The sequence below is a fragment of the Massilia sp. genome (assembly GCF_046293535.1).
GTDB lineage: Bacteria > Pseudomonadota > Gammaproteobacteria > Burkholderiales > Burkholderiaceae_D > Telluria.
Window position 1 is genome coordinate 20,654 of record NZ_JBKBOV010000040.1, and the last position, 25,251, is coordinate 45,904.

22 protein-coding genes are annotated in these 25,251 nt (G+C 63.7%); 13 read left to right on the top strand and 9 right to left on the bottom strand.

The features are described from left to right. The first annotated feature begins 1 nt into the window (after position 1). From ACK4S9_RS18365 to ACK4S9_RS18380, 4 genes are read left to right on the top strand one after another with little or no spacing between them, the layout of a single operon-like run. Positions 2-634 carry a cbb3-type cytochrome c oxidase subunit II gene (locus ACK4S9_RS18365; protein ID WP_027867975.1) on the top strand — a complete coding sequence of 211 codons (633 nt, stop codon included), beginning with the start codon at positions 2-4 and terminating at the stop codon, positions 632-634. Beyond that, positions 631-1,512 carry a c-type cytochrome gene (locus ACK4S9_RS18370; protein ID WP_273161505.1) on the top strand — a complete coding sequence of 294 codons (882 nt, stop codon included), beginning with the start codon at positions 631-633 and terminating at the stop codon, positions 1,510-1,512. Before ACK4S9_RS18365 ends, ACK4S9_RS18370 begins: the two co-directional genes overlap by 4 nt. Positions 1,513-1,537: 25 nt before the next feature. Then, on the top strand, positions 1,538-2,695 hold the full coding sequence (locus ACK4S9_RS18375) for a c-type cytochrome (RefSeq protein ID WP_027867974.1): 1,158 nt from the start codon (positions 1,538-1,540) through the stop codon (positions 2,693-2,695). A gap of 25 nt (positions 2,696-2,720) precedes the next feature. Beyond that, positions 2,721-4,916, top strand: a complete 2,196-nt coding sequence (locus tag ACK4S9_RS18380; protein WP_273161504.1) for a heavy metal translocating P-type ATPase — start codon at positions 2,721-2,723, stop codon at positions 4,914-4,916. A 620-nt stretch (positions 4,917-5,536) separates the two neighbouring features. On the opposite strand, the gene ACK4S9_RS18385 is transcribed toward ACK4S9_RS18380, so the two are convergent. After that, positions 5,537-5,746, bottom strand: coding sequence for a DUF6640 family protein (locus ACK4S9_RS18385; RefSeq protein WP_369094361.1), 210 nt, complete (start codon positions 5,744-5,746; stop codon positions 5,537-5,539). A gap of 192 nt (positions 5,747-5,938) precedes the next feature. On the opposite strand from ACK4S9_RS18385, the gene ACK4S9_RS18390 reads away from it, so the two are divergent. The 4 genes from ACK4S9_RS18390 to ACK4S9_RS18405 are packed head-to-tail and all read left to right on the top strand — an operon-like array spanning position 5,939 to position 9,658. Beyond that, entirely contained in the window at positions 5,939-6,244 is a 306-nt protein-coding gene (locus ACK4S9_RS18390) for a hypothetical protein (protein ID WP_036216188.1), read from the top strand. Then, on the top strand, positions 6,241-7,698 hold the full coding sequence (locus ACK4S9_RS18395) for an MDR family MFS transporter (RefSeq protein ID WP_036216186.1): 1,458 nt from the start codon (positions 6,241-6,243) through the stop codon (positions 7,696-7,698). Before ACK4S9_RS18390 ends, ACK4S9_RS18395 begins: the two co-directional genes overlap by 4 nt. A 60-nt stretch (positions 7,699-7,758) precedes the next feature. Beyond that, the gene (locus ACK4S9_RS18400) at positions 7,759-8,052 is read left to right on the top strand and encodes a hypothetical protein (RefSeq protein ID WP_156923906.1); all 294 of its coding nucleotides are present in this window, start codon (positions 7,759-7,761) and stop codon (positions 8,050-8,052) included. Continuing rightward, positions 8,045-9,658 carry an ABC1 kinase family protein gene (locus ACK4S9_RS18405; protein ID WP_027867973.1) on the top strand — a complete coding sequence of 538 codons (1,614 nt, stop codon included), beginning with the start codon at positions 8,045-8,047 and terminating at the stop codon, positions 9,656-9,658. Before ACK4S9_RS18400 ends, ACK4S9_RS18405 begins: the two co-directional genes overlap by 8 nt. Before the next feature lie 59 nt (positions 9,659-9,717). Here ACK4S9_RS18405 and ACK4S9_RS18410 read toward each other — a convergent pair whose 3' ends face one another. The 5 genes from ACK4S9_RS18410 to ACK4S9_RS18430 form a co-directional block, all read right to left on the bottom strand. Beyond that, the gene (locus ACK4S9_RS18410) at positions 9,718-10,527 is read right to left on the bottom strand and encodes an SDR family NAD(P)-dependent oxidoreductase (protein WP_051306776.1); all 810 of its coding nucleotides are present in this window, start codon (positions 10,525-10,527) and stop codon (positions 9,718-9,720) included. 5 nt (positions 10,528-10,532) lie between these two features. Further along, positions 10,533-11,519, bottom strand: a complete 987-nt coding sequence (locus tag ACK4S9_RS18415) for an aldo/keto reductase (RefSeq protein WP_027867972.1) — start codon at positions 11,517-11,519, stop codon at positions 10,533-10,535. A 197-nt stretch (positions 11,520-11,716) separates the two neighbouring features. Beyond that, positions 11,717-13,207: an ArnT family glycosyltransferase gene (locus ACK4S9_RS18420; protein ID WP_084416612.1), complete on the bottom strand. Its 1,491-nt coding sequence runs from the start codon at positions 13,205-13,207 to the stop codon at positions 11,717-11,719. Further along, positions 13,180-14,181 carry an NAD-dependent epimerase/dehydratase family protein gene (locus tag ACK4S9_RS18425; RefSeq protein ID WP_273162121.1) on the bottom strand — a complete coding sequence of 334 codons (1,002 nt, stop codon included), beginning with the start codon at positions 14,179-14,181 and terminating at the stop codon, positions 13,180-13,182. The genes ACK4S9_RS18420 and ACK4S9_RS18425 overlap by 28 nt, the downstream gene beginning before the upstream one ends. Next, complete coding sequence (locus tag ACK4S9_RS18430; protein ID WP_273036606.1) at positions 14,178-15,545, bottom strand: UDP-glucose dehydrogenase family protein; 1,368 nt, start codon at positions 15,543-15,545, stop codon at positions 14,178-14,180. Before ACK4S9_RS18430 ends, ACK4S9_RS18425 begins: the two co-directional genes overlap by 4 nt. 528 nt (positions 15,546-16,073) lie before the next feature. Here ACK4S9_RS18430 and ACK4S9_RS18435 point away from each other — a divergent pair. Then, positions 16,074-16,448 carry an STAS/SEC14 domain-containing protein gene (locus tag ACK4S9_RS18435; RefSeq protein WP_349680687.1) on the top strand — a complete coding sequence of 125 codons (375 nt, stop codon included), beginning with the start codon at positions 16,074-16,076 and terminating at the stop codon, positions 16,446-16,448. Between the two features lie 206 nt (positions 16,449-16,654). Here ACK4S9_RS18435 and ACK4S9_RS18440 read toward each other — a convergent pair whose 3' ends face one another. Next, positions 16,655-17,977 (bottom strand): ATP-binding protein, encoded by a 1,323-nt coding sequence (locus ACK4S9_RS18440; RefSeq protein ID WP_273036603.1) that lies wholly within the window; start codon positions 17,975-17,977, stop codon positions 16,655-16,657. Further along, positions 17,974-18,639, bottom strand: a complete 666-nt coding sequence (locus ACK4S9_RS18445) for a response regulator (protein WP_027868050.1) — start codon at positions 18,637-18,639, stop codon at positions 17,974-17,976. Before ACK4S9_RS18445 ends, ACK4S9_RS18440 begins: the two co-directional genes overlap by 4 nt. Positions 18,640-18,845: 206 nt before the next feature. Here ACK4S9_RS18445 and ACK4S9_RS18450 point away from each other — a divergent pair, with 206 nt between their 5' ends. The 4 genes from ACK4S9_RS18450 to ACK4S9_RS18465 all read left to right on the top strand — a co-directional run bounded on the left by ACK4S9_RS18450 (position 18,846) and on the right by ACK4S9_RS18465 (position 24,249). Next, entirely contained in the window at positions 18,846-19,652 is an 807-nt protein-coding gene (locus tag ACK4S9_RS18450; protein ID WP_027868051.1) for a TlpA disulfide reductase family protein, read from the top strand. A 77-nt stretch (positions 19,653-19,729) separates the two neighbouring features. Further along, a complete protein-coding gene (gene dsbD / locus ACK4S9_RS18455) occupies positions 19,730-21,511 on the top strand; it encodes a protein-disulfide reductase DsbD (protein WP_156923918.1) in 1,782 nt (593 codons plus the stop codon). Positions 21,512-21,537: 26 nt separating this feature from the next. Beyond that, positions 21,538-22,353 (top strand): thiol:disulfide interchange protein DsbG, encoded by an 816-nt coding sequence (dsbG, locus tag ACK4S9_RS18460; protein ID WP_409728652.1) that lies wholly within the window; start codon positions 21,538-21,540, stop codon positions 22,351-22,353. A gap of 282 nt (positions 22,354-22,635) precedes the next feature. Next, on the top strand, positions 22,636-24,249 hold the full coding sequence (locus tag ACK4S9_RS18465) for a methyl-accepting chemotaxis protein (RefSeq protein WP_084416611.1): 1,614 nt from the start codon (positions 22,636-22,638) through the stop codon (positions 24,247-24,249). Positions 24,250-24,277: 28 nt separating this feature from the next. Here ACK4S9_RS18465 and ACK4S9_RS18470 read toward each other — a convergent pair whose 3' ends face one another. Continuing rightward, complete coding sequence (locus tag ACK4S9_RS18470; RefSeq protein WP_036216129.1) at positions 24,278-25,087, bottom strand: TlpA disulfide reductase family protein; 810 nt, start codon at positions 25,085-25,087, stop codon at positions 24,278-24,280. Positions 25,088-25,251: the final 164 nt, after the last annotated feature.

Here is a 25,251-nt window from a genome sequence, read left to right on the forward strand (position 1 = left end):
CATGAACCGCCTCATTCCGATTTTCGTCGGCGCCATCGCCATCCTCGCTTTCGCGACCCTGATGCTGGTGGTGATCCCCGGCGCCCAGATCCGTGACCAGGCGCCGGCGCCCGGCCTGGCCGACTACACGCCGCAGCAACTGGCGGGACGCCAGCAGTACATCAACCAGGGCTGCGTCTATTGCCACAGCCAGCAGCCGCGCGCGGCGGGGCAGACCCTGGCCGACCTGTCGAAAGGCTGGGGGCGGCCTCCGACCGCGGCCGACTTCGCCCATGACCGCCCGCACCAGCTGGGCACCATGCGAACCGGTCCCGACCTTCTCAATGTCGGCGCGCGCCTGCCGAGCCGCGACTGGCACCTGACCCACCTGTACCAGCCGCGTGCGATCTTCGACTGGAGCATCATGCCCGCCTACCCCTACCTGTTCGAGCGCAAGAAGCACGCCGCGCCGGGCGATGTCGTCGTCAAGCTGCCCCCAGAGTTCCAGCCGAAGGGCGAGGTCGTGGTGGCGCGCCAGGAAGCGCTCGACCTGGCGGCCTACCTGCAGGGACTGAACCGAACCTATCCGGCGGCGCCGGCGGGCGAAGCCGTCCGCGACGAAGGCTACGCCTTGTCCAAGGGAGAACAGCGATGAACGAGAACGATCCAGGCAAGCGCCCGGCAGCGCCGCAAGTTGACGAGGCCTTCGATCCATGGGAGCGCACGCGCCCGGTTCCCCTGTTCGTGGTGGCGCTCGTGTTCGCGCTGGCCTTCTGGGGCCTGCTGACCTATGTGTCCGAGTACCAGGCGCAGCGGCGGGCGCTGCAGGCCAAACAACAGCAGGCCCCGGCCGCGGTGCGGGCTGCGCTTGCGCCGCCGGCAGCGGCACGCGGCCTGGGCGAGGCCGATGCGGCAACGCTGCAGATCGTCGCCGCCGGCAAGGGCCAGGCCTGGAGCTGCGCCTCCTGCCACGGTGCGGCCGGCGAGGGAAGCCTCAGCACGCCGCGCCTGGCCGGCCAGCCGGCCGCCTACCTGGCCAAGCAGCTGGAGGACTTCCGTTCGGGCCTGCGCCACAACGAGTCGATGGCCTTCGTGGCACGCGCACTGACCGATCAGGATATCGAGAAGCTGGCGCGCTATTACGCCGGCATCGAGCTGCGCACCACGCTGGCGCCCAGCCTGGGCGGCAACCTGGAACGCGGCAGGCTGATCGCCGAAAAAGGCGACTGGAAATCCAACGTCCCGGCCTGCTTCTCTTGCCACGGCATGAGCGGCGAGGGCGTCGCGCCCGGCTTCCCGGCCTTGGCCGGCCAACAGCCCGACTACATCTTCGCCCAGCTGGCGGCATGGCATGCGGGCGAGCGCAAGAACTCGCCGCAGAAGCTGATGGATGACATCGCGCGCCGCATGAACCCCGACGACATGCGCGCCGTTGCGGACTACCTCGGCTCGATGCCGCCGGCCGCGATACCTCCCGCCACGCCGCCCGCCACGGTGGCGCAAGGCGCTGCGCGCTCCGCCTCCACGCTGTGATGCCAACGCTTGAACCCGACAGAATATGAACGACCCGAAAAAAACCACGACGCAGTCTCCCTACGCCCTGGGCAGTACCGCCCGCCGCCTGGCCGCCGCGGCCGGCGGCGGCCTGGTGCTGTTCGCCTTTGGCGCCCTGGTGGTCCAGACCGGCGCCTGGCGCAGTTTCCAGACCGCTGCGGGCTTCACGCCCGAGACGCCGGCGCCGGCCGTTTCGCGCGAAGCCGCGGGGGCGGAAGCGCGCAAGGCGATGCTCGCCGCGCGTGCCGAGCGCAAGAAGGACAAGGAAGGCAAGGTGGCCGCGCCGCTGCAGCCGACCGGCCCGGACGGCTACTTCGTGCCGCCATCCGAGAGCGAGATGCCCGACGGTGCGGAAGGCGACGCGATCCGGCGCGGCCGCGACATCTTCATCCACACGCCGCAGTATGCCCAGCGCTATGTCGGCAACAGCATGGCCTGTGCCCAGTGCCACCTCGACGCGGGACGGCGCGAGAATTCGGCGCCGATGTGGGCGGCCTACGTGCAGTACCCGAAATACCGGGCCAAGAACAACAAGGTCAATACGCTGGAAGAGCGGATCAACGGCTGCTTCAACTATTCGATGAACGCGCAGGCTTCCGAGGCCGGCAAGGCGCCGCCGCCGGGCGACGACATCTACAAGGACCTGATGATCTACATGTACTGGCTTGCCGATGGCGCGCCTACCGGCGAGAAGATGCGCGGCGGCGGCTACATCAAGGTCAAGGAAACGCCGCAGGGCTACGACCACGCGCGCGGCGCCAGGGTCTACGCGCAGAATTGCGCACTGTGCCACGGCGCCGACGGCCAGGGCCGCAAGGACGAGAGCGGCAAGCTGCGCTTCCCGCCGCTGTGGGGGCCGGAAGCCTACAACTGGGGCGCCGGCATGTCGCGCATCGATACCGCGGCGGGCTTTATCAAGGCCAACATGCCGCTCGGTAAGCCGTACAGCCTGTCGGACCAGGACGCCTGGGACGCGGCGGCCTACATCAACAGCCACGAGCGGCCGAAGGATCCGCGCCAGACCGGGACGATCGAGGAGGCGCGGGTGCGTTTCCACAACAAGGAAAAGAGCTACTACGGCAAGGAAGTGAACGGCAGGATCCTCGGCGTCGGCGTGGCCCGCGCCACCTCGGCCAGCGCGGCCAGTCCGGCCAAGGGTTAAGCAGGTGGAGGCGGCCTTCGCCGGCATGGACCGCGAGGCGCTGCGCCGCGCCGGGCGCATGGTGGTCAGCATCGAGGGCATGTGGTGCGCCAGTTGCGCGCTGGCCGTCGAGCGCACGATCGCGCGCGCGCCCGGCGTGACCGCGGCCAGCACCAGTTTTGCGGGCGGTTCGGCGCTGGTGCGCTGGGACCCGGAGCGCGTCGACCTCGATGAAGTCTTCTCACGCGTCGAGCGGCTCGGCTACGGCATCGTCCCGCTGGTCGAATCCCAGGAACTGGAGCGGCAGATCGATGCCCAGGCGCGCGCGGTCTGGATGCGGCTGGCGGTGGCCGGCTTTTTCGGGATGTGGAGCATGCTCGGATCGGTGGCGCTGTACCTGGACGCCGGGCTGGCCGCCTCGCCCCAGGGTTGGTGGGTCGCGCTCGCCGCCTGCCTGGCCGCGCTGCCAGTGGTGAGCTGGTCGGCCCTGTCCTTCTATCGCGCCGGCTGGCGCACCCTGCGCGCCGGCGTGCCCGGCATGGATGCGCTGGTGTCGACCGGCGTGCTGGCGTCCTGCCTGCTCTCGGCATGGTCGCTGCTGCGCGGCAGCGCCGATGTGTACGCGGACACCGCGACGATGCTCGTGAGTTTTCTGCTGTGCGGCCGCCTGATCGAACTGCACGCACGGCGGCGCAACTCGGTGGCGGTGAATGCGTTGCGCCAGGCGGTGCCGGAAACGGTACGCCGGATCGGCGCCGACGGCGTCCCGACGGAGGAAGCCGCGGACCGGGTCGGTCCGGGCGACCTGGTGCTGGTGCACGCGGGCGAGCGCGTCGCGGTCGATGGCACGGTCGTCGAAGGTGAAGGCGAGGTCGATGCGGCGATCGTGAACGGCGAGTCGGCTCCCTTGCCGGTCGCGCCCGGCGACAGCATCGTTGCCGGCTCCATCAACGTGTCGTCGCGGCTGGTACTGCGCGTCGAGCAGCCCTGGGGCCAACGTTTCATCGACCGCATCGGCGTGCGCATGCTCGAATTGCTCGGTACGAAAAGCGCCGCCGCCATGCAGGCGGAACGGTTCGCGCGCTGGCTGGTGCCGGGTGCGCTGGTGCTGGCGGCGGCCAGTTTCGCACTGGCCTGGGGCGCGAGCGGAGATCCGGTGCAGGCGGCGCTGCGTGCCCTGTCGGTATTGGTAGCGGCCTGTCCTTGTGCAGTCGGGCTGGCGCTGCCGCTGGCGTATGCCGCGTCGACCGCAAGTGGGGCGCGCCAGGGTATCCTGCTGCGCGATCCTGCTTCGCTCGAAGCGCTTGCCGGTGCGCGCGAAATCCTGTTCGACAAGACCGGCACGCTGACCGAAGGCATGCTTGAAGTACGCGAGGTGATCGGTTCGCAGCGCGCCGCTTCCGCCGAGGTACTGGCCCTGGCGGCGCGGGCGGAAGCTGACATTGCGCACCCGGTGGCGCGCGCGATCCGCACGGCGGCCGAGGCCGCAGGCATGGGCAGCGCCGGGGAGGGGCTGGCGCAACGCCATTCGCGCGGCTGCACCTGGCGCAGCAAGGACGGAAATCAGACGGTACTCGTGGGCAGCGCGGGTTTTGTCGAAGAGCAGGGCGTGGCCCTGCCGGCAAGTGCGCCGCCAGGCTGCACCAGGGTCGAAGTCGCGCGGAACGGAACATGGATCGGCGCCATCCTGTTGCAGGACCGCATACGGGAAAGCGCCGCCGAGGCCCTGCGCACGTTTGCAGATGCGGGCATCCGCACCCGCCTGGTCACCGGCGACAGTGCGGCCGCCGCGGCCCAGGTTGCGCAAGCCGTCGGTCTTGGGCCTGAGCATGTCCACGCGCACTGTCTGCCCGAGGACAAGGTGAAGGTCCTCGAACGGGCCGGCAGACCCGCGGTGTTCGTCGGCGACGGTGTCAATGACGCGCTTGCCCTGGCCGCAGCCGACTGCGGCATCGCGGTTCAGGGTGCCGCGCCAGCGGCGGTCGCCACGGCAGGGGTGGTCATCGCGAGCGGCGGCGTCGAGCAGGTTGCCGCCGCCTGGCGGCATGCACGGCGCACCGTCCGGGTGGTGCGCCAGAACCTGGCGTTCTCCATGGTCTATAACGTGGCCGTGCTGGGGCTGGCCTCCAGCGGCATGGTGACCCCGGTTGCCGCTGCCTGCGCCATGCTGGCCAGCAGTCTGAGCGTGGTGCTGAATTCGGGAAGGCTGCTGTCCGGAATGAGCGCGGAGCATCGCGTCTGAACGCGACTGTACAGGTCACGCGCTATACTGCGATAGCCGACGCAGGCCCATTCGTTGCGGTTGCGTACGAGCCGGCCTGTTTCCTGATCCAATGGGAGGTCCTTTTTGGCGCCATGGCAAATAGGCGTACCATGGCCGGGTTCTCCTTACGTTCGCAATTTTTTTTAGCAGGTCGCCTTGGCGCATGCCGCCTCGGGGCGAGTCGCTGCGGACGGGAATCACGCCGAGTCGGATCTACGTGATGTGCGACGCGCCGCCGCGCGGCGCGGAGGTCGTCTTGGAGCCTCCCGAACGCGTATCCCCGCAGATGCGCGGCTCGATAAGGCAGGACAATGTTTCGGCAACAAAACTGGTTCCGGCGGCACACCGATATCCGAGCTAGCCGCGACTTTTTATGGTCAAGAAATAACCGATGCCTGGTAGTGCGAGCCCGAGGAGCGCAACTGGCAGCTCATTCTTCCGGACGCCCGCGACTTCGGGTGCCATCGTGGGGTTTTCAGTTCCAACCCCTTTTCACCAGAATAGAGAAAAGCAGTTGCCTGCGCGCCAAAGATTATCGCAGGCAATAAGGCAGCGATCGCAGTATTGACGCGGTGATCGAACGGCCGACCTGCCAGGGACTAAAGACCGGATACGCCCGCCAAACTTGCGGCACTGATTGACATAGCATCGTGGAACTTCGCGTGCGGCGTCCACTTCGGATTGAACATGTGGGTCTTGTTCATATCGGCTATCCAACCGCCTGTCATTGCGGCGATGTTAGCGACATAAAGTATTTTAACCCCAAGGTTGGGTCTTTTTTTCGACGAGGCCGATATACTTGAGCTCATGGTTCCTCCATATAACTAGGTACAATGTGCACGCCCGCTCCACAATCGATTCGCTGTGCTGGTATAGGCCATAGACGGGTACATAACCATCTTGTCTGAGGATTCGGCGTGAGCGTTTGCCTAGACAGCGAACCGAAGTAACAAAAAATTCTGATTTGTAGTCGTGAGAATAAGGATCGATTACTTAACGCGATGCTTGCGCACGTTTGCGGCGTGCTTCGCCTCAGCGTTGCTGGGTTCGGCACAGCAGCGACGCACGCGGTAGCTTTGCGGAAGCTGCAAGGCTGGGCTATCATAGTTGCTGGGCTGACCAATTCATCAAACATGAGTGTTCATACCGCCGGCAACGACGACAACATTGCAGAATCAGCCTCGGAACTGCTGCATGGCATTGGCCTGCAAGCAGGCATTGACACCCCCAAGCTGGCGCCGTATGCCGCAGTGACTACGCCAGTCCCCGTGCGGGCATTCCTCTTTCTCGCCGCGATCTGTAAATGACGCGGCACTCCCCGGAAACTGGAGCCGGAACCGAGTCCGCGACGTCATCGAAACAGATCGGCGCGATCTATTTTGCCTTGGTCACGATGATGGCGCTTGCAGGGCTGGACCAAAGCATCGTTGCCACTGCCTTGCCGCGTATCGGCGCAGAGTTCGGCAACATGTCGGACCTGGCGTGGGTGGTGACGGCCTATGCTTTGGCTTCGACCGCGGTCATGCCTCTTTACGGCAAGCTCAGCGACCAGTACGGACGCAAGCCGCTGCTCTATTTCGCGATCATCAGCTTTTTGATCGGATCGATCCTGTGCGGCCTGGCGCAAGACCTGCCGCAGCTGATCGGATTTCGTGCGATCCAGGGCATTGGCGCGGGCGGCTTCCTGCCGCTGGCACAAATCGTCATTGGGGATTTGGTGCCGCCTGCCGAGCGCGGACGGCGCCATGGGCGCATCGTGGCGATCTACGCTTCCACGACCGTCATCGGTCCCGTGTTGGGCGGGATCTTGACGGACCTGCTATCCTGGCACTGGATTTTCTATATCAATATGCCGGTCGGCGTGCTTGCGCTGTTTCTCATCGCTAGGGCGATGCCCGCGGCTACCCGGACCATCCGGCACAGTATCGACTACCTCGGCTCCGTTTTGCTGATCGGTTCGGTGACCTCAGCACTGCTCGTACTGGCTCTCGGGGGGAGTGAGTGGCCATGGGAGTCTCCGCCGGTAGCTTACCTGACGCTCGCGGCGATCGGCATGCTTGCGCTGCTGATGTTCCACGTGCATCGCGTGCCAGAGCCGGTCCTGCCGCCGGACCTTTTTCACAGCCGGGTATTCAACGTCGGCAGTGTGGTCATGGCCTTCACCTTTGTCGGCATGATGGGCGCGAGCATGTTTTTCCCGATACTTTTTCAGCTGGTTATGGGGGCCAGTCCGGCCAATTCCGGATTGCTCACGATGCCGCTGATGGTAGGCATGGTGCTCGCGTCGTTGGTCAACGGACGCCTGATGAGCCGCGACAGCTTCGACTACAAGCGAATGCAGGTCATCGGACTGGGCATGGCGCTCGCCGCGTTCGCTGTTCTTTCATGGGCGATCGCGCAGTCGCTTGGCTTCATCGTTATCGAACCCGCCATGTTCGTGCTCGGGGCGGGCCTGGGGTTGGTGTCGCCCAATATGACCATTCTGGTTCAGACCGCATTGGCGGCGCCGCGCCGCGGTATTGGAACGGCAATGCTGAGTTTTTTCCGCTCCCTAGGTGGCCTGGTCGGCGTCGCCGGTTCCGGCGCCATCCTGGCGCAGCACCTGCATGGTCGGGCACCGACCCCGGTCATCTACCGGCAAGCGATTGCCGACATGTTCATAGCGGGTACCATCATGGTCGCGATCGCGTTGGCCGTCATGATGTTCATGCCGTCGAGCGTTGGGGAGAAGGCGAAAGAAGGGGATCGGGTGCGCGCTTGATGTTCTGGTTCACTCGACCCCAACCATTTGGCCACGGATACTATTGGTTCGGCTAACCCTATGGCCACAGAAAACCCAAATAATTTCCCGATGCCCGAACGCTACCTGCAAATGTATCCGTTGCACTGCCACATCGCCGACGAATTCATCAAGGGTCTCTGGGCGCACCCCGGACAGGCACCTTCCTCGGCACCCGCATCGACAATCAAGGTGCAGCGCTTGTCGGAAGCGGCCAGTTCAATGGCTGTTGCGCTTCCCCGGCGGCGCCAGCGTGACCGCCGCACTGAGACCGAAGAGCCCGCCGGATTGTGGAGCGCTCGTTTTGTTACCTCAAGAAAGAAGAACCATGGCTGATCCAGTACTGAACGACGGCTCCGAGGTCGCCGCGTTGAAAGAGCGCGAGCGGTTTGCGCAAATCCTCGTCCTGTTCGGACGACATGGCCTGAAGGGACTGTCTGCCAGGCTCGGCCTAGGAAGCGGCGGAGACGAGACGCTCGACAGCGCCCGCCCGGAGGCGGTCGTCGCGCTGTTGCGCGACATCGGCCCGGTTGCCGTCAAGTTCGGCCAGATCCTTGCGATGCGCAGCGATCTGCTTGATCCGGAATGGATCGAGGCGCTCACCAGCCTGCAGGACCGGGTTCCACCGCTTCCTTTCCAGACCATGCGGCCGCTGATCGAAGACGCCATTGGCGGGTCGATCGAGAGCTGTTTCAGCAGTTTCGACGAGAAAGCGATCGCAGCCGGGTCCATCGCCCAGGTCCACGCCGCGACCTTGCTCGACGGCCGTGACGTCATCGTCAAGGTCCGTCGTCCCGGGATCGAGCGGATCGTCGACGCCGACCTGCGGATTCTGCGGCGCCTGGCCCGTATCGCCGAGCGCACCATACCGGAAGTCGCACGGCTCAAGCCGGACGAGTTGCTGCGCTACTTCGCCGAAAGCCTCGACCGCGAAATGGATCTCGGGGCGGAAGCGCGCGCCAGCAATGCGATCGGCGCCTTCCTCAAGGATCTCGGTGTTCGAACCGCCCGGTTCGACTGGGAGCTTTCCGGCAGGCGGGTAAATATCCAGGAGCGGCTGCGCGGCATTCCGGCGAGCGACCTGGAGACGGCGCGCCGGAGCCAGCTCGATCTCAGTGCGCTGGCCAGCACCTATGCACAGGCGGTGCTGCGCATGATCCTTATCAACGGTCACTTCCATGCCGACCCGCACCCCGGGAACGTATTTTTCCTCGAGGACGGAACGCTTGGGCTCATCGATTTTGGCGCGGTCGGGACGCTCCTGCCGAAGCGCCGGGAGGAACTGGTTCGGCTCGGTCTCGCGATTGCGTCGCAGGACACGGGCGGCGTGGTCGACATTCTCATGCTATGGGCCGGGGAGCCCAGTGTCGACCGGACCAGGCTGGAAGAGGCGCTGGCCGACCTGATCGACCGCTTCAGCAACGTCCTGCTCGAGCAGATCGACCTTGGCGACATCTTCCAGCGCGTCTTTGCCCTATTGCGCGAATTCCATCTCACCCTTCCACCCGATCTGGCCCTGGTGCTCCGGACGCTGCTCACGGCCGAGGGTTTTGTTCGACGGATCGATCCCTATTTCAACATCGCCAGCGAACTGGCTCCGATCGCCAAGGATTTGATTCGGGAGCGCATCCGACCCGCACGACTGCGCGGCGAAGCGGGCAAGCTGCTGGCATCGCTGGGAAGGGCGGTGCTATCGACCCCGAACTTGGTCAGGCAAATCGAGAAGGTAGCCCGAACCGGGGCGATCACAGTCAGCATCGCCCCCGCGGACCTTGAGCGACTGCGCGACAAGGCGCGTGGCGGCGCGGCCACTCCCCCGGTTTATCCCGCTGCGCTCGCTGTCTGCGCCGCGATCGTCTCCTCCTCCGAACCGCAGCTGGCGGCCCTGCTGGCGTTGCTTTCCGTGGCACTGGCCATTGTGGGCTGGCTAAAGCAGCGATGACGCTGGCATCTGGCAGCCTGAACTCGCGGAAGCACGGGCGCACGTTCGCTTTGTCCGGGTCAGGAGCGCGGCCATCCGGCGTCCTCGATCGCAAGCGCCGGATCGGCACCGTCCCAGCGGTTGGCGAGCAGGCGGCGGCCATTGATGCCATCCGCATCGGCCGAGACCAGCCACAATAGCGGCGCCACGATGATTTCCGGTTCCAGCAGCGTGGCGCGCACCGCATCGGGCAGGCCCGGCGGGATCATGCCGGTCGCGGTCGCTCCTCCCGGAAGCAGCGCATTGACCGTTACACCAGTGCCTTCCAGGTCCTGCGCCCAGATGATGGTTTCGGATTCCAGCGCGGCCTTCGACGGACCATAAGGCGAGAAGCCCCGCCGGCGCATGGTGTCGTGGTTCATCGAGATGTTGACGATGCGCCCCCGGCCTGCCCGGAGCAGGTGTGGAACGGCGGCGCGCGCCATCAGGAAAGGGCCGTTGACGTTGGTATCCATGACCATGCGCCAGGTCTCCGGCTCCACTTCCCAGAACCTGGGGGGCTCGACAAGAAAACGCTCGCTGGCGTACTTCATGCCGCGTCCGGCATTGTTCACCAGAATGTCGAGTCGCTGCCACTGCGCCAGCGCGGCGTTCACGACCCGTTCGCAATCTTCGGCATTGCGCACATCCGCCATCAGCGGCAGCACACGCTGCTCGCCGCACTCTGCATGCATCTCGGCGGCCACCTGTTCCAATTCCGCGCTTTCCCGTGCGGCCGTGGCGATTACACGCGCTCCCGCCCGCGCTAGCCCCAGGGTCATCGCACGTCCCAGTCCGCGTCCACCGCCGGTGACGATCGCGACGCGCCCGTCCAATGTTTTCCAATCCATGGCGCTCAACCGTTCAAGGCCTGCATCTGCGAATCGTCATACCGCTCCCCAGCGGCAGCGCCGGGTGGCAGGATGCGATCGATACGGGCAAGGTCCTCGTCGCTCAGCCGGACATCCAGCGCACGGACGTTGTCCTCCAGATGCGGCCGTCTCTTGCTGCCGGGGATCGCCACGATATCCTCGCCCTGCGCCAAGACCCAGGCCAGCGCAAGCTGGGCCGGGGTACAGCCCTTCTCTGCGGCGATGCGCCCGACTTCGGTGACCAGGTCCAGATTGCGCTGGAAGTTCTCCCCCTGGAAGCGCGGCGAATGGCGCCGGTAGTCACGCTCTTCGAGGTCCTCGATCCGCTTGATCTGGCCGGTCAGGAACCCGCGTCCGAGCGGACTGTACGCGACATAGCCGATGCCGAGTTCGCGCACGGCAGGCAGGATGGCGTGCTCGGGATCGCGGCTCCAGAGCGAATACTCGGTCTGCAGCGCACTGATGGGATGAACTTGATGGGCGCGCCGGATCGTTTCCGGCGCGGCTTCAGACATGCCGAGAAAGCGCACCTTGCCGGCACGCACCAGGTCCGCCATTGCACCAATGGTTTCCTCGATCGGCACGCCGGGATCGACCCGATGCTGGTAATACAGGTCAATATGGTCGACACCCAGCCGCTGCAGGGAGGCATCGCAGGCCTGCCTCACATACTCCGGATCGCCGCGTACCCCGAGAAACTCTCCGTTGTCGCCGCGCACGTTGGCGAATTTCGTTGCCAGGATCACCTGATCGCGCCGGTCGCGGATCGCCTTGCCGACCAGTTTCTCATTGGTGAACGGCCCGTACATGTCGGCCGTATCGAGCAAGTTGATCCCGCATTCCAGGGCGCGGTGAATGGTGGCGATTGACTCTGCTTCGTCAGGCTGGCCATAGAATTCCGACATGCCCATGCAGCCCAGGCCGAGCGCGGAAACCGTCAAGCCTTGTTGCCCTAATGTTCGCATCTTCATGTGAATTCTCCCGTGGTTCGTAGTTAAGAAATGCTATCGACGTCGCGGCGATTCCGGGCAGCTGCCGACAATGATTAAAAAAGAGGAAAATCATCGTAAGCGTTCATAAGCCTGTCACCAATAGGACGATCCTATTTCGATATGTAGGATGTTTCCGTCCGTCGGAAACCTGTTGCGAATGGCAGGCGATATCGCATTTACTCTTTCCTTATCGCTACAAGTGCATATTCCACTGACATCGCGCCTTGCCGCTCCTGCGGGTTTCCGACCGCGAGTCGTCCCCGCTCGAGGACGGCGCTCGACGGATACGCACGAAGAAATTTATGCATCCAATCGGATTGACCGCTGTCGGAATCGATCAGCAGGACCTTGCCGCCGATGTCCGGCCGTTGTTGTAAAGTATTGGACAGCAGCATTGTTGGCCGTGTTGGATTCTGCAGATACAGGTTTCCGGCATCCGTCAGTTCGTTAGCGATCAGGGTTTTTGCTTCCGGAAAGCAATGCAGGAGCGTGGCCGACAGTTCGACATACGGTGCGCGCGTGTTCTTGCCAAGGTAAGCGCGTGCCGACAGTCCCACCAGAACGATCATGGCAAACATGCCCGCTATTTGAAGTATCTCCCGGCACACTGTCCGACGTGCGAGCGAGGGAAAGATGACGAAGCATGCAAGCGGCAGCAGGAACAGGATCGGCTGCATCCAGCGATCCTTGAAGCTCGTTAGCTCGCCGCTGAGCACCAGGGCCGTGATGCCGCCGTAGGCCGCCAGGTAAAACCGGAGAAAAAAACGGGCATGCGGGTCATCGACCTTTGCCTCGGCCTGGGCACGGCGCCGCCAGAAGACCCAGGCGTACACCATCCACAACGGTGTCACGAACAGAAATGTCGCGCTCACCATACTGCCGAGGCCACGCACGACATTGCCGATATAGCCGGCATCACTGCCATTCATTTTCTCCAGAGTAGAGCGGGTGGCCGCATCCAGATGGTTAAGCAGCCATAACCCGTGTGGAGCAACGGCAATTGCTATCACTGCAAGTGAAATCCAGGCCCTGCGACTCCACAGTCGCTCACGGTGTTCCCGAACCAGCAGGCTGGCCATCGTCAGGGCGAGCGCAAACAGGGCAAAGTTATATTTCGATTGCAGCCCGAGCCCGATCAGCAGACCGAAGAGCGCATGGCGCATCTTGCCCGGATGATGAAGCAAAGCGAAGTAGCACCATAGCGTGAGCGCCGCCATGCAGGTCATTAACACCGAGTGCGTCAGATCGCGCTGCGATTCCCAGCCAATCTGCGGGAACAGCACCAGCGAGGCGGCGACGATGATGCCACCGGTAATGCCGACGAGCGACCTGGCTGCATGAAACATCGCCAGGTAGGTACCGAACAGCAGCAGATTCTTGAGAAAGGAGAGGGCAAAACGATTGACGCCAAACACCGAGAACATGAGCCATTGCAGCCAGGCATACAAGGGCGGCTGGCTGCCATAGCCCAGCTGCAGGTGCTGGAACGCCAGCACCTGTTCCGATTCGTCCAGGTCGAGCACTGCTGGCGAACTTGTCCGCAGGATGATCTGCAGCACGAAGTAAGCCCCGAGCGCCAGGAGGAAATTGGTGCCGGCGCGCTTCGGGTACGCACTCGCGATCCCATCGTTCTGCATGGCTAATTCATCTTGTTGTGCTCCATCCATCCAGCCAGCCACTCCCGGAAACAAAGCAGCCCCTCGCGAAGCGGCGTTGCAGGTGCGAACTCGACCCAGTCCCGCAATTTGCTGGTATCGGCATACGTGATCGTCACGTCACCCGGCTGCATCGGCAAGAATTGCATCTTTGCCTTGACGCCCAGAGCTTCTTCCAGGGCTGCAATAAAATCCAGTACCCGCACGGGTTGGTGATTACCGATATTAAATACCATGTGCGGGGCCGCGCCGGCGCCCGCGTCGGCAGGCTTCGCCAACACCCGCACGATACCTTCAACGATGTCATCGATATAGGTAAAGTCCCGTTTCAGTTCACCTTGCGCGAAGACGGGAATCGCCTCGCCTTTTAGCATTTTTTGCGCGAAACTGAAATACGCCATGTCGGGGCGGCCCCACGGACCATATACGGTGAAAAAGCGCAAACCGGACGCCGGCAGTCCAAACAGGTGACTATAGGAATATGCCATTGCCTCGTTCGCTTTCTTGGTCGCCGCGTAGAAGGAGACAGGCTCATCGGTTATATCTCTCTCCTTGAAGGGAGCTTTCTGGCTTGCACCGTAGACGCTGCTGCTGCTCGCATAGACCAGATGGCGTGGCTTGAATTGCCGGCAAGCTTCTAGGATATTGGCGAACGCGACCAGGTTCGACTGCACGTAGGCGGCAGGATCCTCGATCGAATAACGCACGCCCGCCTGCGCCGCAAGGTGGACGACAAAGGCGGGTCGAACGCGTTCGAACAACTGCCTGACTTGCAGCGCATCGGCAAGCTCTACCGCTTCGCACCTGATTCCCTGCGGTGCAAGCAAGGCCTCGACGCGTGCGTGCTTCAAATCGGTCGAGTAATAGCCATTGAAGTTGTCGCACGCGGTAACGGCCATGCCCATCCGGGCAAGGCGCGACGCGACGAAACTCCCGATGAAGCCGGCGGCGCCAGTGACCAGGACAGGCGAGTTGGCAGGAATCATCGCTGCGCCACCAGTACGGGTCTGCCGATGCTGAAATAGCTCAGCCCGAACGACGCAACAAGCTCCGGAGCATACAGGTTGCGGCCATCAAAGATCGCCCGGTGCCGAAGCGATGCAGCCAGGTAGCCGAAGTCAGGCGAGCGAAACTCCTTCCACTCCGTCGCGATGGCGAGCACATCGGCGCCTTCCACTGCGGCTACTGCGGAATCAACGATGTTGAGCAGCTCATGGCAACGTGCTTCGCCATGCTCGCTGATCAGCACGTTTTTTGCCTCTTCGCTGGCGGCCGGGTCGTATGCCTGGACCCGGCAATTCGCAGCAAAAAGCGCCCTGATCAGTGCAAGACTCGGCGCCTCGCGCACATCATCCGTGTTGGGCTTGAAAGACAAGCCCCAAAGTGCGACGGTTTTTCCTGCCAGCCTGTCGGTCCCATTGAAGTACTGCGCAATTTTTTTGAACAGAATATTTTTTTGCGTCGCATTCACCGCTTCAATGGCAGCCAGGATGCGCAGTTTCTGCCCATGGTCGGCCGACGTTTTTAAGAGCGCCCGGACATCCTTGGGGAAGCAGGAGCCGCCATAGCCTATTCCCGGATACAAAAAATCCGGGCCAATGCGCGGGTCCGAGCCTATGCCGCGCCGCACCAGCTCGATGTCGGCGCCCAGCGTCTCCGCCAGGTTCGCTAGTTCGTTCATGAAGCTGATGCGCGTTGCCAGCATGGCATTGGCGCCGTATTTCGTCAGCTCGGCGCTGCGCGCATCCATCTCCAGCAGCTTTTCATGATTACGGCTGAACGGTGCATAAAGGTTCCGCATGATTTTCGTCGCCTGCGGATTGTCGCTGCCCACGATGATCCGGGCGGGGCGCATGAAATCCTCGATTGCCGCCCCCTCCTTGAGAAACTCGGGATTGCTGACGACAGAAAAGTCGATACAGACACCGCGGGCCCGGAGTTGTTCGGCAATCACGCTTCTTACCCGGTCGGCAGTGCCCACCGGGACGGTAGATTTGTTGACCAGGGTAATCGGCCGTTGCATGAGCTGGCCGATGCTGTGCGCCGCCGAAAGAACGTGCGTCAGGTCGGCACTGCCATCTTCATCCGGCGGCGTACCCACGGCCAGGAAAATGATGTCTGCATCCGCGACCGCTTCGTCATAATTCGTGGTGAAAAGCAATCTGCGGGCCGCCGTGTTATGGGCGATCAGGGCATCAAGGCCTGGCTCGAAGATAGGGCTCCGGCCAGCGTTGAGCATCGCGATTTTGTGTTGGTCCAGGTCCATACACAGGACGGTATTGCCGACATCGGCAAAGCACGCGCCTGAAACTAGTCCGACGTAACCGGTGCCAATAACTGATATTTTCATGTGCAGTAAAATGTATAAAAAAGAACCAAATCGGGACAATATAAAGTGACCCGTCGGTGAGACAATTCTTCGGGGTTAAGGCTGCGGTGTTTTCTGTCACTGCAGTTGGCCGGCGTTGGCCCAGCACTTGCGTACTGTCTATTTGCCGACCATCAGCGCGCCACTGCCACTGCCACTGCCACTGCCACTGCCACTGCCACTACGCTTGCCGCTCGCTGGCTCATTGTAATTGAGCGCCTGTTACGTGTTGGCGAAAGCGGCCAGATATACGTCCTCCTGTTTGACATTGCGCCACTGGCGTTCGGCCAAGATATTGCCTTGAGCCCGATCGCTCCTATCCATGAATGCTTGGCAAACCGGGGGGGAATCCATAGACGCCAGAAAAAACCGTCCTTGTGCTGATAGCAACAAGACCGTACACTTGTCGGTCCCGACCTCTGCCATCGGATCAGAGGGCACAGTCAAGTATCGGTGGCCTCGGGTGATTGTAGCCAACATATAGGTTTCAAACTATTTTAACTGTATAAGATGCCGAATACTCAACTGTGGATCGAACCTCTCGGCCATGTCATAGTGGCGCGATTGAGAGGTGAATTAAGCGAAAGCATGCTTGAGGAAACCCACAAGCGGGTCGTCCAGCTGCTACAGGATACCGGACACACGCGCGTTCTCTACGACGGCTTGGAAATCGAGTCGCCCAATGTCGAGCATGCACTGTTGCAGGAAAAACTCGAAAAAGAAGCCAGTCAACTGTTCCACGACCGGCCCCTGCGTAAAGCCATTTTGGTGGCGAATACTCGGTTGGCCTACTTTGCACGGATCGCATTCGGACAATTTGGTGAAGGCGAATACCGTGTTTTCTATAACGACCTTAGCCAGGCCTTGCACTGGCTTGAAGAGTAAAAGCAACGTCCGCTTTTCGTGTCAGCGGCCCTGCATGACCGCAGTCCGGACGCTAAAGTTGTCTGGCAGAGCGCCCGTGACGGAGTCCCGCAGCGGCGCATCGAATACGACTGCGCGCGCCAGCAGAAAACCGGTGGCGGCGCTGCACGTACGCATAGGCAGGTGCCTTTACCAAGGCACCGACGGCGAGGCATGTCGTTCGAAGCTCATGCGGCAGGGAAGGCCAGGTGTGCGGCCAGCCCGCCTCCCGCGCGGCGTTCGAGCTTCCAGCTGCCGTCGTAGCGCGCGACGATCGCCATGACGATCGAGAGGCCGAGGCCGCTGCCCTGGCCGCCGCCCTTGCGCCAGAAGCGCTGCCCGGCCTTGCCGATGTCCGCATCGCTCATGCCGCTGCCCTGGTCTTCCACCGTAAAGCCCGCCGTCCCGCCATGCTGCACGATCCGCAGCACGACAGTGGCCTCGGCATCGCTGTAGCGCAGCGCATTGTCGAGGATATTGCGCAGCGCCGTCACGGCGAGGGATGCGGGTATGCGGAGAACGCGTGCTGCGCCGCCTTCGTCGTGAACGCACACCCTGGCGGCCTGCTGCGCCGGAAGGTGCATGAGGACCTGCTCCGCGATTGCGGCTGCGTGCAGGCGCTCGTCATCCTCGAATGCCATCGAACCCTCGACGCGCGCCAGCATCAGGAGCTGGTTGATGATGCCCTGCAGGCGTCCTACCCCGCGTTCGGCCTGCTGGAGAGCTACCGCCGTGTCCGGCCCATCGCCACTCATGCGGGCGACCTGGAGATGGGTCTTGACGGCGGTGAGTGGTGTGCGCAATTCGTGCGCGGCGTCGCCGGTGAAGCGCCGTTCACGCTCGATGGTGCGTTCGATCCTGGCCAGCAGGCCGTTGACGGTCGTGACCAGCGGGGCGATCTCGCGCGGCAGGTCCTCCTCGGGCAGCGGGTGGAGCGCACCGGGTTCGCGGGCTTCGAGGGCAACGCGGATCCGTTCCAGTGGCCGCAGGCCATGGCGTACGGCGAACCATAGCGCGATCAGGGTCGCCGCCATGGCGACAAGGAAGGGCACGAAGGTGGCGAAGGCGATATTGCGGAACAGCTGCTGGCGGCGCTCGGTCTTGTCGGCGGTGGTGATGCGCATACCGTTGTGCTCGATGGTGTAGCTGCGCCAGGTAACGCCGTCGATGACGCGGGTGCGGTAGCCGGGTGACACCAGGCCGAGGCGTTCCGGGCTGTTCTCGGTGCGGCCCACGATGCCGCCCCGCACCAGCCGGATCTCGCAGGCCACGTTGTCGGTGCGTACCAGGTAGGGGATCGGGCTGGCCCCGCGCGAACCCGGCTGCACCGAAAGATGGGGCGAGTCGGCAATCAGCGCGGCGACCATGCGCGCCGATGCCGCCAGCCGTTCGTCGAGTGCGTCGCGGAACTCGTCGCGCAGGTCGACCAGCGTCCACAGCGACGACAGGGTCCAGAACAGTGCGAACGAGGCGCCGATGGTGACCAACAGGCGCAGGCGCAGCGTCTTCATGCCCCCGCCTTGCCAAGCCGGTACCCGAGGCCACGCACGGTTTCGACGATATTCGGCCCGAGCTTGCGACGCAGGTGGTGGATGTGGACGTTCAGGGCATTGCTTTCGACGCCGTCGCCCAGCCCATACAGGCTATCCTTGACCTGGTCGGTGCTGAGGATGCGCTGGCCGCTGTTGAGCAATGCCTGGAGCAGGGCCAGTTCGCGCCGCGACAGCTCGACCGGGTTCCCATCCAGCGTCACCACCTGGGTGGCGGGATCGAAGGCGAGCGGACCATGCTCGATGCGGTCGACGCTGCGGCCGGCACTACGCCGTTGCAAGGCATGCAGCCGTGCTACCAGTTCGTCGAGTTCGAAGGGTTTCACCAGATAATCGTCGGCGCCGCTGCGCAGGCCAGCCACCTTGTCCTGCACGTCGTCGCGCGCTGTCAGGACCAGTACCGGCCAGTCCTTGCCGGCGCCGCGCCAGCGCCTGAGAAGCGTGAGCCCGTCGGTGTCCGGCAGGCCGAGATCGAGGAGGAGGACGTCGAAGCGGCCGGTCTGCACGGCCATTTCCGCTTGCGAGGCATTGGCGACATGGTCGGCCCCGATTCCGGACAGGCGCAGGCCGGCAAGAATGCCGCTGGCGACCAGTTCGTCGTCTTCGATGACGAGTACACGCATGGCTAACCCGAGTAGTAGATGCAGGAAGCGCGATCTTACCGCTTTACGGTTATCCCGTGATTAACGGCGGCGGCGAAACCGGTGCCTCCCGGTAATTCGACAGAATTCTTAATGTGGTGCTAATCGTCAGGCAATAGGATGGCTGTATTCGCCAGGCGTCGAACCGGCCCGTCGGGCCGGCGCCATGCGCAGGAAAGCACACCACCATGATTGTCACACTCGGCCCGCTTGCCTTGCCCGCGCAACTGCTGGTCGCATTCGCAACGATCATCCTCGGTTCCGCCATCGGCAATAGGGTGGCGGCCAGGCGCGGCGTGAAGGCCGAGGGCTCGCTCTGGCTGATCATCGCCGGGGCGATCCTGGTGGCGCGCATCGTCTTTGTCGCCCGTTACTGGCCGCTGTACGCGGAAGAACCCTGGCGGCTGCCGGACCTGCGCGACGGCGGGCTGGCGCCGGTCGCGGGCTTCACGGCCGCTGTCATCATCGGCGCCATCCTGGCATGGCGCAGGGCCGAGCAGCGCGCCGCGATCGTCATTGCCTTATGGGCCGGCATCTTCATCTGGATCGCCGGGAACGGGCTGATCCGCATGGCCACCGAGCGCCAGGCCCTGCCCGAGGTGATGCTGACGGATCTTGACGGACGCGCCGTTCCATTGTCCGCATTTGCCGGCAAGCCCATGGTGGTCAACCTGTGGGCCAGTTGGTGCCCGCCTTGCAGGAGAGAAATGCCCGCCCTTGGCAAGGCGCAGCGCGAAGCGAACGACCTGAACTTCGTATTCGTCAACCAGGGCGAGGACAGCGCCACGGTACGTGCCTACCTGAAGGCCGAGGGCCTGCCGCTGCGGAACGTGGTGCTCGACCCCGGCGGAGCATTGGCCAAGGCAGCCGGCGCCCCGGGCCTGCCGACCACGCTGTTTGTCGACGCGAACGGAATACTCGTCGACAAGCGGATGGGCGAGGTATCGAGCGCCACGCTGGCCGAACACCTGGCGGTCCTGCGCAGCAAGCGCTGAACCGGAAACGCGAGAGAGCGACATTAATGAAAGACAGGAGAGAGCGTATGGTCTTCTTATCACGAACGCTACCCGGAATGGGCCGGTGGCTGCTTGCGCTGCTGCTGGTTCCGCTTGCCGCGGTGCTGCTTGCAGCATCCGGCAACGCGGCGGCCGCTGAAGACGATTTCCTGCCGCCCGAGCAGGCGTTCCGCTTCGCCGCCTACATGGTCGACGGACAGACCGCTGAAGTGCGCTTTGACATTGCGCCCGGCTATTACATGTACCGCGAGCGCTTCGCATTCGAAGCCGGGGAGACCCGGCTCGGACAGCCTGTGTTCCCGGCTGGCGAGAAGCATTTCGACGAGACCTTCCAGAAGGAAATGGAAACCTATCGCGGCGTGGTCAGGGTGCGCATTCCCGTGGACGGGACGGGAAGCTTCACATTGAAGACCACCTCGCAGGGCTGCTCCGACAAGGGCTTGTGCTATCCGCCGATGGCATCGAGCGCGGTCCTGGAGGCCGCCGGGCCATCGGGGCTGCGCCCGGCCGCTGCTGCGCAACCGGCAGCAGCCGCCCTCGAAGGTACGCTGACCGACGACAACGATAGTGGACGCATCGAACGGGCCTTGAGCAGCCGCGAGCTGGCGGTCATCGTCCCGATGTTCCTGCTGCTGGGTCTGGGCCTCTCGTTCACGCCCTGCGTGCTGCCGATGCTGCCGATCCTCTCCTCGATCATCGTCGGCGACAAGGGTTCCGCGTCGCGCTTGCGGGGCCTTGCCCTGTCGGTGTCGTATTCGCTCGGCATGGCGATCGTGTATACCGCGATGGGCGTGGCGGCCGGCCTGGCGGGCGAAGGACTGGCAGCGGCGCTGCAGAACGCCTGGGTGCTGGGCGCGTTCGCCCTCTTGATGGTCGTGCTGGCGCTACCGATGTTCGGCGTGTTCGAGCTGCAGGTGCCGGCGGCGATCCAGTCGCGCCTGGCGGGAGCCTCCAACCGGCAGGGGACAGGCACGCACGCGGGGGTGTTTGCAATGGGAGCCATCTCGGCACTGATCGTCGGTCCCTGCGTCGCCGCACCGCTCGCGGGCGCGCTCGTGTACATCAGCCAGACCAAGGATGCCTTCATCGGCGGCAGCGCATTGTTCGCGATGGCCGCCGGAATGAGCGTGCCGCTGCTGCTGGTCGGCGCCTCGGCGGGCACCCTGCTGCCGCGCGCGGGCGCCTGGATGACGGGTGTCAAGCGCTTCTTCGGCGTGCTGATGCTGGGCACCGCATTGTGGATCGCGGCGCCGGTCCTGCCGCCCCAGGCGCTGATGCTGGGCTGGGGCTTGCTGGGAACGGGCTATGCCGCGTCGCTACTGCTGCCGCGTCCACGCCGGCCGCTTGGTGTGGCCGCCGGCCTCGTCGTCGGGGTGCTGGGCGCGGCGCAGCTGGCCGGCCTGGCCGCTGGCGGGACCGATCCGCTGGCGCCTTTCGCCACGGCGGAGGCGCACCAGGAGACCCGGTTCCAGAGAATCCGCTCGATCGAGGAGCTCGATGCCGTCCTGGCCCGGAGCCCGGGCAAGACCGTCATGCTCGACTTCTACGCGGACTGGTGCGTGTCATGCAAGGAAATGGAGCGTTTCACGTTCTCCGATCCGCGCGTACAGTCACGCTTCGACCAGATGCTGCTGCTCCAGGCCGACGTCACTGCCAACAACGCGGCCGACCAGGCCTTGCTCAAGCGCTTTGGCCTGTTCGGCCCACCCGGGATCATCTTTTTCGGCGCCGACGGCCGTGAACTCGGCGGCACACGAGTCATCGGCTACGAGGATGCCGATTCCTTCCTCGCTTCGCTTCGCAAGGCGGAAGCCGCGCAACCCCCCCCCCAATCTTAATCAACGCCTTCACTATCGGAGTCGACATGCAGGCTTTCAAATACGCGGTGCCAACCGCACTCGCAGCAGCACTCATCAATACGGCCGCCTTCGCCACCGAGCAGACCCCACCGGTCCTGGAGCGCGCCGTAAGCGCCGGCGTCAAGGTGGTCAGGCAGTTCCCGGCCGGCTCGGGGCTCACCGGCTGGGTGCTTTCCCAGGGGGGGCGCCATTCGCTGGTATACACCACGGCGGACGGAAAGACGCTGGTGGCGGGAGCGCTGATCGATGAACGTGGCCAGAACCTCTCGGCCCAGCACGAAGACATGTACATCCCCAAGCCGGATTTCGCAGCCGCATTCGCGCAGCTCGAGAAATCGGCATTCATCGCCGAGGGAAGCACCAAGAATCCGAAAAGCATCATCTACGCCTTCGTCGATCCGAACTGCCCTTATTGCCACTTCATGTGGCGTGCAGTCCAGCCGTACGAGGCGGCTGGACTGCAGGTGCGCTGGATCCCCGTCGCAACGCTTGGCCCGACCAGCATGCCGAAAGCGATCGAGGTGCTGGCAGCGCCGGACAAGACCGCGGCGTTCCGGCGCATGGAGCAGAACCATGGGAAGCCGTGGAAGCCACAAGCTGGCAAGACCGAGCAGAACCAGCCCGTAGTGGCGTCGTCGATCCGCACGAATGGCGAGCTGATGGAGCAGTTCGGCATCGCCGGTACTCCTGGCGTGGTCTGGCGCGACACCCAGGGCAAGGTCCAGGTGAAAAGCGGCATGCCGCGTCTGTCGGAACTGCCGGCCATGACTGGCCTGCCTGAGCAACGGATCACTGATCCGGCGCTGGCCAAATTCAAGTGATGAGATTGATGGCGCCGAGTGACACGTGTCGCGAACGAGAGCAGGGGCGTTACATGAGCTAAGCCATCCCCATGCAGTAGCCGATGCCTCATCGGCCGGTTCAGCCTGTTTCTTCTGATGAAGACACGGGCTGAATGCGTTCGCCAGTGCATGTGAAGGAGCGTTGCGCAGCAGCGACACACCTTAGGCCATCAGCCCGGGATTTAGCAAAATTTCCGCTTGGAATCATTTATTTCTTTAGATAATCTCTGCTTCGATCCCTGCGATTTTTGAAAGAAACAAATGAAATTACGAAACAAGATGGCCTGGTGCATGGCCATTGTCTTTGTGTTGTTCACGGTAGCATTGGCTGTCGCCCTGTCGGGCATGCGCGATGCAAGCGCGCGCTTCGGCAGCTTCGTGGACCACGACCAGGCCTTCCTGGGTGATGCGAACACCATGTATTCGCAGGGCCTGCAGATGGGGCAGGCCCTGCGCAACATCATCCTCGCGCCGGACAACGGGATCGGCTACAAGAACCTGGCGGCGGCCCGCAAGGATTTCGACGAGGCCCTCAAGTCCGCCCGTACACTTGCGGCCGCCGATCCCGCAACGCAGGCGGCACTGGGGAGGCTGGAAACCCTGCAGCGGCGCCGCGCCGCGGTACAGGACCGGATCCTTGAGCTGGTGAAGTCCGGTACCGATACCGCATCCAGCGGGACCGTCCTGAACGCCGAGGAAACCCCGGTATGGCGCGACATGCGCGCTGAGTTGCTGAAGATACTGAAGGAGAAGAAGGCGCTGGCTGAGCAGGACAAGACGGAGCTGATCGCCCGTACCCAGACCATGCTGGCGCTGAGCCTGACTGTCGGCGCCTTCGCCATCGTCGCCGGCGGCGCCGTCGCGTTCTGGCTCACCCGCAGCATCACCCGCCAGCTTGGCGGCGAGCCTGCCTATGCGGCGAGCATCGCCGGTGCGATCGCGGCAGGGGACCTCACCGTGCAGATCGACCTCGACGACGAGCGCAACCAGGCCAGCCTGATGTTTGCCATGCGCCAGATGCAGCGCAGCCTGGCAACGCTGGTGCACAAGGTACGTGTCGGCACCGATACGATCACGACCGCGTCAAGCGAGATCGCAGCGGGCAATCTCGACTTGTCTGCGCGTACCGAGGAGCAGGCGAGCTCGCTCGAGGAGACCGCTGCGTCAATGGAAGAGCTGACCAGCACGGTGCAGCAGAATTCGGAAAGCGTCCGTCATGCCAACATGCTGGCTGGAAGCGCATCGGAAGTTGCGCTGAAGGGCGGCCAGGTGGTCGAGGAGGTCGTCGGGACCATGGGCGCGATCAGCGAGGCTGCAAGGCGTATCGCCGACATCATCGGCGTCATCGACGGTATCGCGTTCCAGACCAATATCCTGGCCCTGAATGCGGCGGTTGAAGCGGCACGCGCGGGGGAGCAGGGGCGTGGCTTCGCTGTCGTGGCGTCCGAAGTCCGCAACCTTGCGCAGCGCAGCGCCGCCGCGGCCAAGGAAATCAAGACCTTGATTGGCGACTCCGTAGGCAAGGTCGAGGCAGGCAGCAAGCTTGTCAACGTGGCCGGAGAAACGATGACCGAGGTCGTCGCCAGCGTGAAGCGCGTCACCGACATCATGGCCGGAATCGCACTTGCCGGGCAGGAGCAGAGCGCCGGGATCGCCCAGGTGAACCAGGCCATCGCACAGATGGACCAGGTTACGCAGCAGAATGCGGCGCTCGTCGAAGAGGCCGCTGCTGCGGCCGATTCCATGCAGGCGCAAGCTCAGGAGCTATTGGCAGTGGTCAGCACTTTCAAGCTCGCGTCGGCGCAGGTCGCGCATCGGCCGCGTATACAGGATGCCCAGGCGCTTCGTCGCGCGCTGCCAGCGGCCGTCAGTTAAGCCGATTCGGCGAGGTCCTTTTGGATGTTCAGCGCTTGAATCCGGTTGCCGGCGCCGCCAGCATCTCGAGGCGCCTGTCGAGGCCATCACGGTCGAGCTCCCCCATGTGACGCAGGAAGAGGCGTCCATCCCTGCCGTAGAACAAGGTTGTCGGCATGGCAAACGATCCGGTCCGGCGTCCCACTTCCCGGGCACGGTCGGTAAATACATTGTCGAGTTTGAGTTTTTGCTGCGCCATGAAGGCATGAATTGTCGCCGCGTCCTCACCCTGGTTGACGAAGACAAAGGTGATGCCGGGGTGGCGCCGCTGGGCTTCCTCAAGCGCTGGCATCTCGCGTCGGCATGGTGGACACCACGTCGCCCACAGGTTGACCACCATCGGCTTGTTCGTCAGGGTCCGCAACTGGACCGGCGTGCCATCAAGACGCCGTAGTTCGACCAGAGGTACTGGCGTACTGGGCGGCCCGAAATTGAGCGTGGCGATCGCGCCACTTATCCAGACGACGGCACCGGCTAGGATCGCGGCAAGGACCGGACGGCGCGGCGTGCCGGTCCGGGCCGTGAGGTGTGCGCCCAAAGCGAATGCCGTCAGGATGCCAGCGGTATCGGAGAAGCCGCCGTCGCTGAAGTTGACCATCAAGAGCGGGTCGGACGCATATTCCGGGGCATTCTGCAATACGAAGACGATGCGTGCCATCGCCAGGCTGCCGAGAATCGTTTTCCAAATCACTGGCCAGCTATGCCAGCCGCGCCTGTGCCGGTACCACCAGCTCACGGCAGCACTGGCGGAGATCGCCAGCGCCGGTATTGCCCATCTACCCACGTCAAATTCGTCCACTACGCGCTCCTAACGGACAGCCGACATGGCTGTCATCCACGGCAAGTCCGTTCTGCGGAGCCGCTTAGGAAAGAATGCTAAGGGACAGGGGTTAACGGAGTATTAGTACTGCGATAAGTTGGCCCGATGGACGGGTGTCAGCATAACCGAAGCTGACAAGGTAC